14 protein-coding genes are annotated in these 16,225 nt (G+C 43.5%); 6 read left to right on the plus strand and 8 right to left on the minus strand.

Translation table 11 applies throughout. From position 1 onward, the window contains the following. The first annotated feature begins 548 nt into the window (after positions 1 to 548). The 4 genes from H6F68_RS27085 (at position 549) to H6F68_RS27100 (ending at position 6,614) form a co-directional block, all read left to right on the plus strand. A complete protein-coding gene (locus tag H6F68_RS27085; RefSeq protein ID WP_190563894.1) occupies positions 549 to 692 on the plus strand; it encodes a hypothetical protein in 144 nt (47 codons plus the stop codon). A 670-nt stretch (positions 693 to 1,362) separates the two neighbouring features. After that, on the plus strand, positions 1,363 to 3,381 hold the full coding sequence (locus tag H6F68_RS27090; protein WP_190563896.1) for a CHAT domain-containing protein: 2,019 nt from the start codon (positions 1,363 to 1,365) through the stop codon (positions 3,379 to 3,381). Positions 3,382 to 3,488: 107 nt separating this feature from the next. Next, positions 3,489 to 6,095 (plus strand): CHAT domain-containing protein, encoded by a 2,607-nt coding sequence (locus H6F68_RS27095; protein ID WP_190563898.1) that lies wholly within the window; start codon positions 3,489 to 3,491, stop codon positions 6,093 to 6,095. A 42-nt stretch (positions 6,096 to 6,137) separates the two neighbouring features. Beyond that, complete coding sequence (locus H6F68_RS27100; RefSeq protein ID WP_190563900.1) at positions 6,138 to 6,614, plus strand: hypothetical protein; 477 nt, start codon at positions 6,138 to 6,140, stop codon at positions 6,612 to 6,614. 398 nt (positions 6,615 to 7,012) lie between these two features. Here H6F68_RS27100 and H6F68_RS27105 read toward each other — a convergent pair whose 3' ends face one another. From H6F68_RS27105 to H6F68_RS27115, 3 genes are all read right to left on the minus strand, one after another. Then, the gene (locus tag H6F68_RS27105; RefSeq protein ID WP_190563902.1) at positions 7,013 to 8,464 is read right to left on the minus strand and encodes a caspase family protein; all 1,452 of its coding nucleotides are present in this window, start codon (positions 8,462 to 8,464) and stop codon (positions 7,013 to 7,015) included. A 242-nt stretch (positions 8,465 to 8,706) separates the two neighbouring features. Beyond that, a complete protein-coding gene (locus H6F68_RS27110) occupies positions 8,707 to 9,483 on the minus strand; it encodes a ParB/RepB/Spo0J family partition protein (RefSeq protein WP_199300406.1) in 777 nt (258 codons plus the stop codon). Continuing rightward, on the minus strand, positions 9,473 to 10,225 hold the full coding sequence (locus H6F68_RS27115; RefSeq protein WP_190563904.1) for a ParA family protein: 753 nt from the start codon (positions 10,223 to 10,225) through the stop codon (positions 9,473 to 9,475). The genes H6F68_RS27110 and H6F68_RS27115 overlap by 11 nt, the downstream gene beginning before the upstream one ends. Positions 10,226 to 10,316: 91 nt before the next feature. Between H6F68_RS27115 and H6F68_RS27120 the strand changes: the two genes are divergently transcribed. Beyond that, positions 10,317 to 10,718, plus strand: a complete 402-nt coding sequence (locus H6F68_RS27120; protein ID WP_199300408.1) for a nuclease A inhibitor family protein — start codon at positions 10,317 to 10,319, stop codon at positions 10,716 to 10,718. Here H6F68_RS27120 and H6F68_RS27125 read toward each other — a convergent pair whose 3' ends face one another. From H6F68_RS27125 to H6F68_RS27145, 5 genes are all read right to left on the minus strand, one after another. Beyond that, positions 10,719 to 11,429, minus strand: a complete 711-nt coding sequence (locus tag H6F68_RS27125) for a DNA/RNA non-specific endonuclease (RefSeq protein WP_199300409.1) — start codon at positions 11,427 to 11,429, stop codon at positions 10,719 to 10,721. Between the two features lie 354 nt (positions 11,430 to 11,783). Further along, a complete protein-coding gene (locus H6F68_RS27130) occupies positions 11,784 to 12,203 on the minus strand; it encodes a hypothetical protein (protein ID WP_190563910.1) in 420 nt (139 codons plus the stop codon). 583 nt (positions 12,204 to 12,786) lie between these two features. Next, positions 12,787 to 13,353, minus strand: a complete 567-nt coding sequence (locus H6F68_RS27135) for a hypothetical protein (protein WP_190563912.1) — start codon at positions 13,351 to 13,353, stop codon at positions 12,787 to 12,789. 403 nt (positions 13,354 to 13,756) lie between these two features. Then, positions 13,757 to 14,938, minus strand: a complete 1,182-nt coding sequence (locus tag H6F68_RS27140) for an LGFP repeat-containing protein (protein WP_190563914.1) — start codon at positions 14,936 to 14,938, stop codon at positions 13,757 to 13,759. A gap of 307 nt (positions 14,939 to 15,245) precedes the next feature. Continuing rightward, positions 15,246 to 15,518 carry a hypothetical protein gene (locus tag H6F68_RS27145; RefSeq protein WP_190563916.1) on the minus strand — a complete coding sequence of 91 codons (273 nt, stop codon included), beginning with the start codon at positions 15,516 to 15,518 and terminating at the stop codon, positions 15,246 to 15,248. A 207-nt stretch (positions 15,519 to 15,725) separates the two neighbouring features. Here H6F68_RS27145 and H6F68_RS27150 point away from each other — a divergent pair, with 207 nt between their 5' ends. Next, positions 15,726 to 15,989: a hypothetical protein gene (locus H6F68_RS27150; protein ID WP_190563918.1), complete on the plus strand. Its 264-nt coding sequence runs from the start codon at positions 15,726 to 15,728 to the stop codon at positions 15,987 to 15,989. Positions 15,990 to 16,225: the final 236 nt, after the last annotated feature.

Here is a 16,225-nt window from a genome sequence, read left to right on the forward strand (position 1 = left end):
GGTTGTAGTTTTAGTTCTTGAAAACGGTTGTAACTGGGAAGACTTGCCTTCATACTTGCCTCCCTACTCAACTGGCTACTGGCACGTGCATTCAGTGGCGAAGTGCCTGCGGTGGCTCGATGGGTGATAGAACGATCCAATGCTTGGATGGAGCGTTGTAAAAGTCTAGTAAAGAGCTTTGAGCGAACTCTATCTCATGCAACAACTAAGATTAACCTCTGCTTTGTCAGGCTAATGCTCAAGTGGCTTGCAGCTTCTCCTTGGCTTGATTATAGTAACGGAAAAATTTTGAGCGTTAAGGCTGAAAATCTTGCCTAGCAAAGGTCGTAGAAGACAGTTTACTTTTTGCTTTCTGATAGCAGGAAACGCTTAACTGTCCTATTTTGAACTGTAAATGGGACAGTCCAGATTACGAAGAACGATTTTGCGCTGTTTCAGGCTTCTAGTAATTAATCAGCCAGGCACCAAAAATGGGACAGTTACCTCTAGCGCTTCACTAACGACCAGAATTTTTCCGTTGCTAATATCAAGCCTCCTTGAGATCTCAAATGGGTTCTATAGAGGCAGATGCCAAAGAGGGCACGATCGCGATCGCCCTCAAACGCCTCAAACAATTTTGCAATTTCGTGGGAAGTCAAAACTTTGGCTTGGCCGTGGCCGTCTACTTTCACTTCAGCAGCCTTAACATTTAGCTGAAGTAATAATACTTTCTTCAGGTAACCCAGCCAAAGCATTGATACTCCGTTGTTACGTCTGAACGAAGAGAAGCAGTTAACCCCAGCTTATCGATCGCTCCATTCGGAGAACAGCTGAAACCCTTATTCTACCGTTGATTAATAAGTTTTACTTAATTCGGTCGTTTACGGTTTGAGCGAACTTGGAGGTGAGGCGGCAATAGGTCAATCAGTGGTTAGGGAAACAGACAATCTCCTCGGGAGCTTTCCAATTAGTAGTTGGAACAGGCAGCGCTCAAGAACTTTAAGACTTCATACCATAAAATGGTCTAACAAGGAATGTACGAATGATGACAGAGCATTTCTTTGCTTAAACACAAATTTCTCTATCGGCCGCTTTAGCTTTAGAGTAAGACCACATGCACACATTCATGAATGGATCTTATGATTGTTCAAATCTTATCTACAGAGTTTGGGTGAAGCTAGAAACGATACTTACAAGTTAGAATGAAAAACTAAAATTTTTTGATTATCTTTGCAACTTAACTAAACAATTTTTAATTTTAAGCTCACCAAACCAAGCAGATTCATAGTAATTTTTTGCAAAACATTCACTTCTCCTTTGTAAGGTATACAGTAAAATAAAATTAATAGAACTTAAATTTATGCCTCGTCTTTAATACTTCTAATGAAACGATTAATGTATTATTGGGAGCAAGAAATGTTTTCCGAAAAACTGATAATACTGACAATAATTTTATTTGTAGCTCAAATTGTAATTGTATTTGCAGCTATCTATCTAAAGATAGATAGCTATAAGGCTTATTTTGTCTTTGGCTTATTGTTAATCTGTTCTTTATCTCTAATTACTTTGTATGGTGCTTACAAAGAGCTCTCTAAAAAAACTCGTAAGCTTGAACAGACACGCAAAACAAACAGTGACTATGAGGAGTATATACTTTCGATTCTTTCAAAACTTTCTCAAATCAAGCTTCAAGTATCAGAGGTAGATTCCGTAGAAAAGCTAAATTTGTTAAAGAAAGATATTCTCAATTTTCAATTATTTCTACATCAGGACTATTCAAAAGTAATTGAAAATGACGAGTATGATTATCTCTTCTCAAAAAATCAACTCGAAAAATCGATTGAATGTGCTACACCTCGAGATGTTTCTGAATCAAAGTTTCAATTCTTGTTACGTTATCCCAGTATTAACTGCCCAGATAAAGCAATTATTGCTCAGAGGGTGAGTTTAACTATTGAACTCTTGCTAGATCCACCTGAAGATAAACTTGGTTTAAAGGCTATCCAAGTTCAAGACATGGGTACTTTAGAATTGCCAGAAGTGGAGGTAGTTTTGAGTGCAAATGGTTTTGATCTGGAAGGCAGTAATATTCAAGTTATGCAAGTGGAACGGGATGCTGATTCCCAAATACGCTTTAACCTAATTCCATCCAAACTTGGTGAGCAGAAGGTTAAGGTTGACTTTTGGCAGCATGGCCGACGTATTGGTACTGTACGTCGCAATATTCTCGTGACTGAAGAACCTACCTATGCAAATGTTCAGCAACCAGATGCACCACTATTACTTGAATTGAAAACAACATTAACCATACCTATACCACCTCAAGACTTAGATTTGCTAATTGATGTAGCTGATGATGGTCGGACGCTTCTATTCAGGTTGACTTCAAGTAATCCAAATGTTGACTACAACCATAAACGGATTGGAGAAGTTGTCTTGCAGGGTTCTCCTCTAGATAAGATGCAAAGGATCTATGAAGAACTGAATAGTATGGCAAACAAGGTGCCAACTACACTAGAAGATCGAGAACTAGCTGAGCGACGCTTAACTGCCATTGGTAATCAGCTCTGGGATGAACTGATTCCAGAGCCACTCAAGCGGGAGTATTGGCGCTTTAAGTCTCGGGTTAAATCTTTTCTCATTACCTCAGAGGAACCGTGGATTCCGTGGGAGATGATCAAGCCTTATCGTTACAACGATGATGGAGATGTAGAACAAGAGCTTTTCTGGTGTCAGCAGTTTGCTCTCTCTCGATGGCTTTCGACCTGGGGAACGGCAGACGAGATGATTATAGGGAGGGCACGATCTATTGCTCCTACCGTTACGGATCTGCCCTCGGTTAAAGAGGAACTGGCATTTATTGAGCGGCTTTCCACTTTACGTGCAGGAATTACCCCACTTAGTACTTTTGGTACTCGGTTGCAAGTTTTGGAATCTTTTACCAATGACAAGGAGCTATCGCTTCTCCACTTTGCCTGCCACGGGACATTTGATGCCACTTTTCCCAACGATTCAGCAATTAAACTCGCGGATGGTGAGTTACGTCCATCAGATATCCAAGTTCAGTTTATAGGGCAAAGACCTCGGCCTCTAGTTTTCATTAATGCCTGTCATGGAGCAAGGTCAGAATACAGTTTCACCGGCTTAGGTGGCTGGGCAACTAGGTTAGTGAATGCTCGGGTCGGAGCCTTTATCGGTGCTATGTGGGAGGTATCAGACCCATTAGCTTTACAATTTACCAAGAGTTTTTATACTCAGCTCTTGCAAGAAAACCGATCTATTGCAGAGTCATTTCGCTTAGCTAGAGAAGAAGTTCGCAAAACTGCTCCTTACAACTCAACCTGGTTAGCTTACTCACTCTATGCTGATCCTGAGGGAAGAGTGAAAATACCACTTAACTAAATTTACTATTGAAAAGGGTTTGAATTCACTCGTGTAGATTTATTTAGCGATTCCTCTTATCAACACAAAGTTTTTGATTCTTGATACTTAAAGTTAAGGTACTCACAATGCCCCAACCCGCTCTTTGGAGAATGCAAGCTAGTAGTAAGTTAAAGTCTTTAATCTCAAGGATGCAAAGCGGTTTAGACGAAAATGATAAGCATATAGATGATTTGATTAGAACGCTTAGTAATTTACCAAAACGTCCTTTTGATTATTATCCTTATCAAGAAATATTTGGTGCAACTTATATCAAAGAGCCACGAGTAGAAGCTGCTAAAAAGCTGGGAGCATTATTAGCTAATATGCAGGATGACTGGACAGAAAACGATGCTCTTGTAGATGACTTGATCAGAGAACTTGTGAATCTTCCTAAACGTCCTCCTGAGCAAATTCCTTATCAAGAAATATTTGCTGAAACAAACGTTAACTGGGTTACTGAGGACCAACTTCTTGCTATTACTCCTGAAGCTGATCCAAATAGTATTGCAACAATAGTCATTCCCCTAAATTTAGCAATGGTGGAATTTGGTATTTCCACCATTGGGGAACAGGCTGATTTCCTTGCTCAAGCTGCTTACAAATCAAAAAACTTTAGTTGTTTGGAAGAATCTGAATCTGGGGAAGAGTATGAAAATCGAAAGGATTTGGGCAATGTTGAGCCTGGTGATGGAGTTCGCTTTAAAGGGCGGGGTTTATTCCGAATTTTAGGACGAATTAACTATAAAGAATGTAGTGAGGCTCTTGGAGCAAACTTGATTGACAATCCACAATACTTGGCTGAACCTGGCTTAGCTTGTCGTAGCGCTGCTTGGTTATGGAATATACGGGTATCGAGCGATTCAATTTTGAGGCGTACTATTACTATTGAAACAGTTCAAATAATATCAGAGTATCTCTATGAAGAAATACCTAGTCTAGATGACATGGAACTGATGCTTCAAACTGCTGAAAGATTCATAAATTTGCACGTGGCAAGAGTAGAAATATACGATGAAGAAGCATCAATTACGAAGGATAAACCCCTAGACTCGATTAGCATGAAGGGTATAAATATCCGTACCGAAGTGGAATCAATTGTACTTGAGGGGCATATATCTGGGTATCAAGAAATAACTCGTAGTGGCGAAGCCTCTACACATGATGAAAGCTATTCGCCCATTCAAAACCTAACAAGATATCCAAACCTCGATTGTCCTGATAAAGCTATTATTAATCAGAGATTTAGTCTCATTGTTGAACTCCTGCTTGAGAAACCTGAGGATCAACCCGATCTTCTACCACTTGGCATTCAAGATACAGGGACTGACGAATTACCAGAAGTTGAAGTTGTAGTAAGTGCATCAGGATTTGATCTTGAAGGTAGTAACACTCAAATCTTACAAGTCGAACGGGATGATGATTCTGGTGTTAGGTTTGTTCTCATCCCTAACAAGTTAGGACACCTTAAAATTAAGGTTCAATTTTATCAGAATGGTAAACCGATTGGTAAAGCTACACGAAACATTTTAGTTTCTGAGCAACCTACTGCTGTAGAAGTACCTCAGTCTGATGAGCCTACCGCTCTAGAGTTAAAAACAAAACTTACCATTCCTCCGCAAGATTTAGAGTTATTTGTTGATCTAGATACTGATGGCCGTACCCTCTCCTTCAGTTTGCACTCGGTTAAACCAGAAATTGACTATCACCGAACCAACCTGGGACAAGTAACCCTGCAAGGATCGCCCTTGGAGAAAATGCAGGCGATCTACAAAGAGATGACCCAGATGGCTCAAAGGATACCAGCCACCCCTGAAGACAAAGCATGGGCTGAAAATCGCTTAGCTGCTGTAGGCAATCAGCTCTGGGATGAACTGACTTCCGATCGCCTGAAGCAGGAGTACTGGAAATTTAAGTCTCGTGTTAAATCTATTTTGGTCACCACCGAAGAACCCTGGATACCTTGGGAGATGCTCAAACCCTATCGGTTTAACGATGAGGGCGAGAAGGAAAAAGACCCTTTTTGGTGCCAGCAATTCGCTATCTCTCGTTGGCTATCAGGAGCAGGGATGCCAGATGAGCTAGACATTAGGACTACAAGGTCAATTGCTCCAACTCCCATAAACCTACCCTCAGTGCAGGAGGAAGTTGCCTTTCTAGAGCAACTTTCAAGTTTACGCTCCACCCTAACTCCTCTCACTGCATTCGGCACTCGGGTACAAGTGCTAGACAGTTTGGAGAACGAGGATCTATCGATCCTACACTTTGCCTGTCATGGCCTGTTTGATTCAACTTTACCGAATGACTCAGCAATCAAGCTGTCTGATGGTTCTCTTCGCCCCTCGGATATCCAAGTGCGTTTTGGTGGCAAACGACAACGCCCTTTGATTTTCATCAATGCTTGCCACGGGGGAAGAGCAGAGTTTAGCTTCACTGGACTAGGAGGTTGGGCAGAGCGATTGGTGAGTGCTCGTGCTGGAGTCTTCATTGGCGCAATGTGGGAAGTCAGCGACAGACTGTCACTCCAGTTTGCCAAAACCTTCTACACCGCGCTTCTTAAAGAAGAGAAAACAACCGCAGAGTCCTTCCGAGAAGCACGCGAAGCAATTCGTCAGATAGCTCCTTACAACTCAACGTGGCTGGCCTATACTCTTTATGCTGACCCAGAAGGAAGAATAAAAGCTTCTAAAGCTTAACTCAATTGTTTTATGGACTCATTAAAGTAAAGACGAGGTTATATGACACAAATTGGTGATCTTACAGAAAGGTTGGTGGAACTCTCCGACGACCAACTTCTTCTGCGTTTGGGGATGAGTAGCCAGGGCATAAGCGAAGACCTTGAAGATCAAACCAGAAGCGCTTCAATCGACTCTATTGATTTTAGTGAGTATGAATTAACGAGAGCAAATGAGGATGCGCTGAATTTCGGGCAACGACTATTTAAGCGGTTAAATGCTGCATCCTATGAACTGATGTGCAAAGACCCTTTTGATGATGGCGAAACTCTTAAGCAGTTAAATGCAGCGATGAAAGATAGTACTTCCAAGGCAGCAGGATTACTTGCTCCTGTTTTAGTCGCCAACCTAGGTCTAGCTCCTGCCGTGGCTGCGATTGTTGCGGCGTTAATTATCAAGAAATTTTCAGAAGTGATTGCAGGTGAAATTTGTGATACTTGGAAGCGTACTTTAGAAGCTTCCACAAACACTACAAGTTAGACAAATATAAGGTTGAGCTGGCATGGGTTCATCTACTCTTACCCTTAATCTTTGCCCCTGCCACAAAATTTAGTTACCTATACCAATACTCACCTCGCCTTTCGCGCTCAAAAGCTTGAACAAAGCGAAGATTAGGGATCGCGCTCGTTGATGACGTACTGAGCCATCAAGGCCTATCAAAAAAACGGTATAAATTGACGAGGCTGAAACGACTGTAAATCAGGGTGGGAGTTTTTAGTCAAAGGCCTATCAAAAAAGGACCCTTTTTTGATACCCTTGCTGCATGAAGCAAATCATTTGTGCCCTATACCTTCGGGTTTCAACTATAGATAAGGGACAGTAGGCCGGAGCTTTGAAGTACAGGAAAAATATTGTTGCAATAGACTAACTTGAAATACTTAAGAATCTCTACTTTCCATACTCGAGATGTATTTAGCTCTTATTGGGTCCATTGCAAAAGAATCCAATTTATTCAGAATATTAGATAGTGTCTCTTTTAATTTCTCAGTATCCTTTATTTCAACTTCAATTGTTTGCCATTGAGAGCTAAAATCATAAGAAAACTCTTCCCAATTCTCTAATTTAAAGTTCGAATAAAAGTAAAAAAATCTAATATTAACTTGAGAAAGAACAAAAGTAATTTTGCAATCACAAAAATCTATATTCGGATATTTTGGAGCTAAATCAATAACAATTAGTTTAAACGGAACATCTATGGTTAAATCGAATCCAGATACTTCTTTCTCTTTAGAAGTTCTTGTCGCAGCAGGGGAATTAAGGCGAATCATTAATTGGCCAAGTTCTCGTGCACTTAATGCCTTGTTATCGGCTGTCTTGTTCTTATAAATTATTTTTGAGAAATAGTTGTTAGGGTTGTCTTTAAGCCATTTCCCAATAGATTTAGTGTTCTGAGATATGGATGTATAATCGCCCTGAAAGTCGGGATTTATTTCATATAATTCTCTTAGATCAGATGAATATGAATAATTCTCAATAAACTCACCTATAGTATTTAACTGTTCTAGAGCTTCCTCCTCAGAACAATATCTTTGAGCATCTTTTTTGACTAATTCAACTAAAGATAGTGCCTTTAGTCCATCGTTGTTAAATTGATCTTGTAGTAAGCCATTTATTTGCTCTGATATTAAGGTTTTTAGTTTTTGGGTAACAGAACAAAAAATTTCTGTAAAGCTTGCCTGATTTACGAAAAATGGTTTTTGAAAAGCATTTCTATCAAAGTCGTCAGAAATGTAGTCAATAATGTGCTTATATCTTACTTCGGTTGAATTATATTTCAAAACTGCATGAATAAAGCTTTCAGTAAAGTGACTCAGCAAATGGGTTTGATACGATGCCTGGTCACTCATCGAAGAAAACATAAAATAGCAGTGATTAAAGCTTTTTTTTGATTCATCTAAGTGTTTTCGAAAAACATCATTATCTTTTATATAAGTGAGTCCTGAATTGCAAGCATCTATAACTTTTATAGCTAAGTTTGGATTAAGTTGTCTAAGAAAATTATCTAGCTCAGAATTTGCTAGAGACGTTTGTCTATATTGATTTACATTGAAGTCTGACAGAATGTAGTAGAACTCGTCCTCACGAAAGTCGCCATGCCCAGTGTAGTAAAAGAAGACTTCATCAAATGTTTTCCCTTCATTATTTTGGATAAGCTCGGAAAGCTTCTCTTTAACTTGAGTACTATTCGTTTTCTCAGAGATAAAAAGAATTTCGCTGTACTTACCCGTTTCTTTCAGTAAGCGATTAATGAGCTGACCATCCAGAATGCAACCCGGTAAGCACCCTGTATGTTGATACTCACTGACTGCCAAAATAATTGCAATATTCATTGTGCGCTTATATAAAAGTAAAAAATTTCCGTAAGACTAGGAGGGGATTTATGATGACCTCCTTAATATCTCTTAAGCTTTCTACTCATGCATAATTTCGGTCATCCCCTTTCAAGTTAGGAAGACCTCAGCTTGTACTTAGGCAAAGTTTAGGCAAGACCTAACACAAAGATAATAGAAGCTAAGTATAGCAAAAGCTTTATGTTTTGATTTTGGGGACTCATAAACCCAAGTCCACAAGGTCAGTTGTGCTCAATCAACTTCTCCATCAATTCCAGCAAGCTAGGTAACTTTTTGCTCAATTGCCTTTCAGTCGCAGTAGTCTCTTCATTTCCTACAACGCTCATCCACTGCTCCAAGGCTGATTTTGCCCGTCGCAGAGCAGTTTTTTTAGAAACCTGTCCAAATTGGACAGGTTTTTCTTCAGTTAGATAACGACGAACACTCCTCAAGCTTTTGCCAATGATTATTTCTAGTGCTGGGCGCAAACGCTTTTCATCTTTAATGGGCCTGCCGGGGGTGTCTGCATAGCCCGCAGAACGAAGGCGATCGGCTAACGCACGAACCTCAGCAGGGGTATAATCCCGACGTTTCTCGTTCTCGCTGATCTCAACTTGCAAAGCCTTTTCTGGATCATCGTCAGCGTTGAAAGCCAGCATTCGCACCGGAACTATATCGTCTTGAAAATGCTGCTCGTAAGCTTCTGGATGAGACTCTTTGACATGATAGATAGCTGCCTTGCGATGGCCCCCTGCTAATAAACGCCCTTGGTTATCGACAACTAGTGGCTCTAGTAAACCAAGTACAGCAATCGATTCAGCTAGCTGCTCAACATGGTCTTGGCGTAACTGCCGAGTATCAGAGGCACGGTCCTGAATTTGATCAAGAGGCAAGGCAGTACGCTGCGATCGCTCGCGCTCCGTCTGCTCAGAAACCTGTAAATCCTGGCCATGCAACCGCATAGCGGCATCTTGAGCAGCACCCCACACATCAGTTTTTGTCTTTTTTCTAGGAGGCATTGGTATCTTCTGAAAGCCTACTTGGATCAGCAATCCACTGAGCCAATGACGTTAGCTCAGTAGCACCACGACTGCTAGCGGCATATTGCATCAACGGTACTTGCTCAGCAGCTGCAAGTGAAAGAGTTGTGTCTTGGTGAATTGTAAAACGAGGAGTTTCAGGATATCTCTGGGCGAGTTGAGGAGCAAACTGCTTATCGAGCGATCGCCGTGCATCGATTTGGGAAAGCACAAACGCCCACCGCTGAGGGCCACGCCATCCCTTTTTACGATAGCTCTCCAAAATTTCGATTACTCTTGCTGCCCCCATTACAGCCAGTGGATGGGCATTGGTTATAACTAGACCAACATCAGCAGCAACTAAGCCAAAGCGTTCCAGGTATTCATTTCCTGGTGGACAGTCAAAGATAATAGCGTCATAGTCCAAGGCTTTAATGGCCTCGGCTAGTTCTTCAGGATGTAGCGATTGAATGCGCTGGCTACCGAGTTCAGGACCACCAGGGAGAACATGGAGGGTAGGAGCAGCTTCTAAAGGTGTTGGCTTACCACCAGTAAGCAATTCTGCGGTGCCAGCAGCGATCGGATCAACTCCAAGAACATAAGCTGCATTGGACTGAGGGTCCAAATCAATTACCAAGGTCCGAAGGTTCTGGTGAGCCAACACAGATGCAAGGCCACATGACACTGTGGTTTTACCAACTCCTCCTTTGCGGGCTGCTACAGCGATACGGTACTTACTCATGGGCGAATCGTACCACGCCTTAATCCACTGGTTAAAGAGCTACCAATTGCTTACGATGAAGAGCATCCCCAGAGACTTCAGTGGAGGTAGTGTGAGTAATTCAGATGCGATCGGCAAGTTGAAGGAAGCCTCTAGCGGATTGCAATTCATGAGTGAATCCGACTACCCATTTGAAGTTTTTGGTTGGGAAGGACAGGCTGAAGAATCTCTCACTCCTGAAAAGCTAGCTCAAACAACTGGACACCCAGCAGATGCCCCAGTGAAGGTGATAACTTTGTCAGACTTCTTCAGGCCTGCCACTGAGGAGCAGGATTGGTTCGGCCCGGAAGAGAAGGAGAGCGCTGCTAAATTAAAAAATCTAGAGAGCACGATCGCGAGCACCTTAAACAACGTGAAGGTTTATCGGGTTGGGCAAATCGAGATTGATGTTTACATCATTGGCACCTGCGGCAATGACTGCGTTGGACTTTCCACCAAAGTCATTGAAACTTGACTACTGACTATCAACATTGGCTTCAATTACCGTCTGTACCGATTGCGGCACAGTACTCAAGAAGTCGTACTGGGTTTTCGCTTCAATTTGATCGACCGACGTTTTGAACGATTGCCAGCTATTCCGCTTAATCCCCTGTCGATTTGGCATCTCTACCGCAATGACTCGCGTCTTGCTAGTGATGCCTTTCAGTCCGATACTTGGTTTGTCGAGAACCACAATTACTTTCCAGGTGCTGGCTGGAACCACAACCTTGCCTACTGCCAGCGTGGTCATTGCACCTTTTCCACCCACACCACCTTGGCCCCTGCCTCCAGCAATGATGTAAAGCTCTTTACCCTGCCTGACTAAATCTCGGCAATATTCCTCCAAGGCTACCCAAGGCCCCTGATTATTGTCTGGAGCTTGAGGAATGATGTTGGTCATCAGGAAGGTGGCAGAGTTTGCCTCAACTGTCCCGCCTCGATCCTCCGATGAAGTGAGATGGCCGCGGTCGAAACCACTGTTTGTATAGTCTCTGGGAGTCACCCGATACCAACCAGTGGGAAGCTGGGGGTCTGGGCGAAAGTTGTTCTGCCTCTCTGCCTCTCCTAGCCACTTGGAATTCAGCTGCCAACTTACCCAGTTGGGAGTGCCTTTGCTGCGATTGTAGGACAGGGCGTACTGGGGCTTCACCATCAAGTAGTTATCTGCTTGAGCAAGATCGGCCACAGCGTTACTAGGATTGCCCAGCCGTAAATGAACACTTCTAGAGGTCGGTGGTGAAGGTGAGGGGATCGGAGCTGGCGTTGGCACTGAAGGTGAGCTTTCAATCGGAGGAGCGAGCGCGCATCCTGATAGGGCCAACAACAGCCCAATTAAGCACACAAAGATATTGACGCGCACGTCTCGCCTCCCAAAGCTGCACCTCCTTAACATCTTAAGAGGATTTCTGGTTACTAAAATGAAAATCTTCAGCCTTTTATTCAATTAGCAAATAGCTTTAAAGTCTTAGTTTCAGGCTATTTGCTTAGAGCTGTTACAACTCCACCAAACATTTTTTTAAGAAGCTGAGATAGAGCCTGGTTATTCCTCCAAGCCTATGAATTTGTTAGCTATGTCATGATGAATTCTATTTCCGTTCCTAAAAACAGATATTGAGACATAGGCATTTTTGCGAAATGGATTGAACTCAGCAACTTGATAAGTGAACGCTCCATTACGAGCTTTGAGCAACCAAGGATTTGCTCTATAGCGACTATTTCTCTCTTTAATTGGCAAGAAGACTTGTGCATTACTTTTTTTATCTTGACCAATATAGTGGTATGCATCTCCAAATTCTTTGCATATCGCAATGTTATATTTGCTTGTACTAAATGCAATTACTGTGATGAGATTCTTGTTTTTACAAAGAATGGATTCTCCTGGAACTGATTCAGCTAAAGCATGGTTGGATGACAAAATTATAGAAATGCAACTCAAAAATGCATAAACTAATGGCTTCATAATTTTTTAGCTTAAGAAATGTTCAAGGCGAAAATCTTAGCAGCTAGGCTCTAGCTAAAATTTTGGCTCTACTCCTGCTTGCCTACACCTAGCACGCATCACTTCAAAGTATTTACTATTGGCACCTCCTTTAGGCTGTTGGGAAGGTAGAGCCCTCGCACGGTCACGCAGATCACGGTAGGTTCTTTCCAGCAGATAATCTCCGTTGGGTTCAACTAGTGTGAGGGTTCAGACAGCAATGGAGTCGCTATTTTCACAGCTAAGTAGGTAGGTGTAATTAAACTGAAGATGGTTTTCAGGCTATGTAAGGGTTTCAGGCGAAGCCATCTTATATTTAATTTGACCCACCTACTTATAAGTAGGATTAGTGATTACTAGCTTCAACCCTTTGTTGCCCGTTTCAGGATTCTTGACTTCCAATCGTACTGAACGCCTTTGCCAATCAACTTTTGGGTCCAGAAGTAGCCCTAGTTGTCCATCAGAGTAAATGTAATTGCCGAGTGTCAATGTGGCACTTCGCATCGGTGTGCCGTCCGCATCCCTCGTGTTGCCTGCTCCCATCCACCCTCTAGCTTTTACCCATCTACGCTCTGCCGACACTCGATCGCCCTGAAAATATCAGCATGATCAAAATTGCCGTAACGATGCCGTAAAGCACAATTGACTGTAGGGATGGGGGCAATGCGGCAATGGGGTAAAACCAAGTAATCGCGCTGGCGACGATGGCGGCAAGCGGCCATGCAAATGCACGGGAAGAATAGCGCTGAAGCACATACCACTGGGCGATCGCGGTTCCCAGCCAAGCGGCGATTTGGGAGTAATCAACGCCGAGGGTGCGATCGCCCAGCAGGCCAACGCCGCCAATCAGCGCCGCAGCGATCGCGCCACCTGCTACGGTGGCGCTGAACCAGTGGGCGATCGGAATGTACTGCCGCAGCAGCCAAGCTTGGGCGATGCCGACGATCGCCGTTAGGATCAGCGGCGCGATCGTCCAGAAGGCAACATAGGCAGCGACTCCTTCGATCATGCCTTCGATCGCATTGCCGATTCCACCAGCGCTGCCGAAGCCGATGAAGAGGGCAATTATGCCGCCGAAGAAGAGGGCGGTCATACTCACGACCCACCAGAGAAATCCGAATGCCCAATCCATGGTTTTTTCAATTGCTTTGTTGCTGTCAGTCTAGTGCAGGATTAAGAGACTAAGAGACCTGCTTTGTGAGTGCCACCAACACTGCATAGTCAGACTTAGAGGGGCGATCGCGCTGGCGAAGGCGAAAGGCGATCGACAACATGATTGGGTTAATCCTTGTTCTCAATGTTGGTAGATGCTTCCCATGAAAGCTACATGACAGATGAAACCTGGGAAGGCATCAACAAGGAGTTATGGCTTTATCAAGTGTTGAGGGTTGCCAGTCGAGTGTCTATGCTACCTTTACCCCATCTTGCAAGAATAGCTCCAGGGTTGAGCGACCCTAGAGCTATTCTTCAACACCAATGAATGTTGCCTTAAAGGACAAAACCTAACATGTTGCAGAGGCGATCGCACTAATGCCTTAAATCTTCCGAACAAAGAAGTATAGGCGGTAAATTCCCTCACTACCGCTACCTAAGTCCCAAGTAAAATCAGCTACGGGGTCACCGCTCTCAGCTTGTTTTGCCATCCGAATCAAATGATCCTTTGTTAGCAATTCGGCACGTCTGCCTACATCATCATCCCCTGCACCAACCAACTCACTCAGTTTATTGGATATGAGTTTAACAACCTCGCCAGGGACTGATGCACCCGTCTTAGCTTTAAGCGCAGTATTACCCAACTCTAGAATTGACCTAAAGACTCCAGAAAAAGCATGCGGGTCGCCTTCATCATTCTCGCGAATTACCACTGCCAAAATGACATCCTCTGCAATGCCAGAGTACAACCTTCTTGCAGAGCGGATGACATCTCCCTCATCCACCTCAATTACGCCAGTTTCATGGGGAGTCTGCGCTTGCCCAGAAGTAGAAACGCCTAGGAACATATATGGCTCGTCGCTAGCTGACCATTCGTTGGATTCATCTAGGCAACGGAAACCTGAAAACCAGATTTCTATATTAGTTTGATAGAGTTTTACCTTCGCTCCACCTGCTGGTGTCCAGTGAATTTCTCCACCCTCAAAGATGCTATGTCTACCTTGGCCATTCGTGCCTTCGGTCACTAGTTCATCACTGCGAGGATAACCCAAACTGCCCGTCTCCCAGCCTTGGGATGCCCAAGCATCTCGAATAGCACCTATAACAAAATGAGCTCCAGTATTCGGAGTCCAATAGATTGAGCCACCTTGGAAGTGGTTGAAGCGACCGACTCCATCCGGGCAGCCTAGCTCATCGGTCACAGGGTAGCCTAAGAAGGAGGTTTCCCAACCCATCGAAGCCCATTTATCACGGATGGAACCATAAATCACTTGAGCTCCAGTATTCGGAGTCCAATAGATTGAGCCACCTTGGAAGTGGTTGAAGCGACCGACCCCATCCGGGCAGCCTAGCTCATCGGTCACAGGGTAGCCTAGGAAGGAAGTTTCCCAACCCATCGAAGCCCATTTTTCTCGAATCAAACCATAGATCACTTGTGCTCCAGTCTGAGGCGTCCAGTAGATTGAGCCACCTTGGAAGTGGTTGAAGCGGCCCACTCCATCTGGACAACCTAATTCGTCTGTGTGGGGTGCGCCCAGAAAAGACTGATTTCCACCTAAAGACATCCACTTATCTCTTATCGCACCAATTACACTAGGCACAGTATTACTCCTTTGTAGACCAAAACTTTAGAGAGCAGAAAGCAGTGCGCAAGCATAATAGGGGCGGAACTGCTGTCTACAATTTGATACGTATGTCTCAAATCTAAAGAACCAAAAAAGCTTTGGCAGCACCCGCAAGGGTACCTTTTGGCTTGAAATTTTACAGACTGCTCTCGTTGAAAGTTGGCTCTTTTGCCCGCTGTGGAGTAGGTTTACCTAGCTATCAGATGCAGGAGAAGTAAAAAGAGAGTTGGGGGTACGAGCGATCGCCTTACCCAACCTTTACTTCTTCCTGACCCGTTACAATTTCTTCGCGTTGATTCCACCGGATAACCTGCTCACCATCCATTGCTTTGATCACAGCTTCGATCACTTCGCTGCTAGAACGGTCTGGAGTCTCTAGCGCTCTTTTGATAGTCCCCTCATAGCGTTTGACCATAGCCGCATCAGCAGGTTCACCCTTAATTCGGCAATACTCCTGAGTCAGCCTGTAGCGGCTCCAACCCAACTGCTTCAGTCGGTTCTGTAAAATATCCGGCTTCATGAAGCGAATAACTCTTTAGCTAACCCTCCTAGTTAACAGCTTTAAGCATAGGTTTTGTACCCTTTTGCATTGGATTGTTTATCTAGTTAAAAGTTAGTATTTATCTGTTTATAAATTGATAAACTGGATAAAGAGAAGGCACCGCCAATCCCGCGAAGAAGAAACGGTGCCCTCTCCAATAAGCAACCCTATACAGGTCACAGAATTATGGTATCCCATGCCTTGACTCAACAAGGACTTCAAGTCAGTGATGAGTGCGATCGCGATTGCACTGAGGCTCGCAAGTTTTGGGCCGCTCTTGATTGGGAATTCTTTTGCTTCCCAGAACGCTACCCTGATTTAATTCAGCAGCACCGAGAAGCGAGTTTAGATCCTCGCGATGAACAGTACTTGAACGCTGCTCCTTTGGGGTCTTACCAGCGCCCTACAACCTTTACTAGCAGAAACGGACGAACCGTTTGTATTGACTAATTTCTATTGGCGATCGCCCTTCTGCATTAGAGAGCGATCGCCAACAGGCAGACCATAGGTGCACTTGAATCTTCAATGCCAAGCCAGCAATTCTCCTTCTAGAAGTTTTTGCCGTACATCTATTCAGCTTCAAACAAGCTGCTCGTTGAAGCACTGATTCTATCGTTTAATAATTTCGGCAAAGATTGGGTTTTAGTCCTCTTTTTTAGTACAAGTGTTTCACATTAAAATTGCTG

The organism is Trichocoleus sp. FACHB-262 (genome assembly GCF_014696035.1).
GTDB lineage: Bacteria > Cyanobacteriota > Cyanobacteriia > FACHB-46 > FACHB-46 > Trichocoleus.

What these genes read in the sequence shown, in the direction of transcription:
- H6F68_RS27085 (WP_190563894.1), top strand. Translation starts at nt 549, where the DNA reads ATGGGTTCTATAGAGGCAGATGCCAAAGAGGGCACGATCGCGATCGCC.
- H6F68_RS27090 (WP_190563896.1), top strand. Translation starts at nt 1,363, where the DNA reads ATGAAACGATTAATGTATTATTGGGAGCAAGAAATGTTTTCCGAAAAA.
- H6F68_RS27095 (WP_190563898.1), top strand. Translation starts at nt 3,489, where the DNA reads ATGCCCCAACCCGCTCTTTGGAGAATGCAAGCTAGTAGTAAGTTAAAG.
- H6F68_RS27100 (WP_190563900.1), top strand. Translation starts at nt 6,138, where the DNA reads ATGACACAAATTGGTGATCTTACAGAAAGGTTGGTGGAACTCTCCGAC.
- H6F68_RS27105 (WP_190563902.1), bottom strand. Translation starts at nt 8,464, where the DNA reads ATGAATATTGCAATTATTTTGGCAGTCAGTGAGTATCAACATACAGGG.
- H6F68_RS27110 (WP_199300406.1), bottom strand. Translation starts at nt 9,483, where the DNA reads ATGCCTCCTAGAAAAAAGACAAAAACTGATGTGTGGGGTGCTGCTCAA.
- H6F68_RS27115 (WP_190563904.1), bottom strand. Translation starts at nt 10,225, where the DNA reads ATGAGTAAGTACCGTATCGCTGTAGCAGCCCGCAAAGGAGGAGTTGGT.
- H6F68_RS27130 (WP_190563910.1), bottom strand. Translation starts at nt 12,203, where the DNA reads ATGAAGCCATTAGTTTATGCATTTTTGAGTTGCATTTCTATAATTTTG.
- H6F68_RS27135 (WP_190563912.1), bottom strand. Translation starts at nt 13,353, where the DNA reads ATGGATTGGGCATTCGGATTTCTCTGGTGGGTCGTGAGTATGACCGCC.
- H6F68_RS27140 (WP_190563914.1), bottom strand. Translation starts at nt 14,938, where the DNA reads ATGTCTTTAGGTGGAAATCAGTCTTTTCTGGGCGCACCCCACACAGAC.
- H6F68_RS27145 (WP_190563916.1), bottom strand. Translation starts at nt 15,518, where the DNA reads ATGAAGCCGGATATTTTACAGAACCGACTGAAGCAGTTGGGTTGGAGC.
- H6F68_RS27150 (WP_190563918.1), top strand. Translation starts at nt 15,726, where the DNA reads ATGGTATCCCATGCCTTGACTCAACAAGGACTTCAAGTCAGTGATGAG.